Below are 807 nucleotides of genomic sequence, written 5' to 3'. Positions count from 1 at the left end.
GCTAAGTCACTTACCTTTTTGGCTTCCGCAAAGCAGAATGTTTGTGCTGTGGCTGTTGGCGCTGAAGGGCTTGCCGTGATGGTTACCGCTACCGAAGTCCTGGCACTCTCACAGCCGTTTACCGTCTGGCTCGCATAATAGGTGCCCGTAAGAAGTAGCTCGGTTCCGGCAAATAAGGTCCCTGCCGTAGCAGCGGAATACCATTTGATCGCTGCACCTGACACTGCTAAGTCGCTTACCTTTTTGGCTTCCGCCGANCTCGGTTCCGGCAAATAAGGTCCCTGCCGTAGCAGCGGAATACCATTTGATCGCTGCACCTGACACTGCTAAGTCGCTTACCTTTTTGGCTTCCGCCGAGCAGTAGCTCTGAGCCGTGGCAGTCGGTGCTGAAGGGCTTGCCGTGATGGTTACCGCCACCGAAGTTCTGGCGCTCTCACAACCGTTTATTGTCTGGCTCGCATAATAAGTGCCTGTAAGAAGTGTCTCTGTTCCGGCAAATAAGGTTCCGGCCGTTGCAGCAGAATACCATTTGATACCTGTTCCGGTTGCCGGCAGGTCATTTACCTTTTTGGCTTCTGAAAAGCAGTAGCTCTGAGCCGTGGCTGTTGGCGCTGAAGGACTTGCCGTGATGGTTACCGCTACCGAAGTTCTGGCACTCTCACAACTGTTTATCGTCTGGCTGGCATAATAGGTTCCTGTAACCAATGTCTCGGTTCCGGCAAATAAGGTCCCTGCCGTAGCAGCGGAATACCATTTGATCGCTGCACCTGACACTGCTAAGTCGCTTACCTTTTTGGCTTCCGCCGA

The 807-nt window shown here is 53.2% G+C and carries 1 protein-coding gene and 1 pseudogene; both read right to left on the bottom strand.

Features of this window, described 5'->3' with window-relative positions; translation table 11 throughout:
• Positions 1–224: hypothetical protein (locus ASC72_RS24825; protein ID WP_371258462.1), on the bottom strand; the 224-nt coding region annotated here is incomplete at its 3' end.
• Positions 225–258: 34 nt separating this feature from the next.
• Positions 259–807, bottom strand: a pseudogene (locus tag ASC72_RS14565) (hypothetical protein); the annotation flags it as partial.

This window comes from Flavobacterium sp. Root420 (assembly GCF_001427905.1).
Taxonomy (GTDB): domain Bacteria; phylum Bacteroidota; class Bacteroidia; order Flavobacteriales; family Flavobacteriaceae; genus Flavobacterium.
This window is presented reverse-complemented; position numbering and strand designations above follow the sequence as displayed.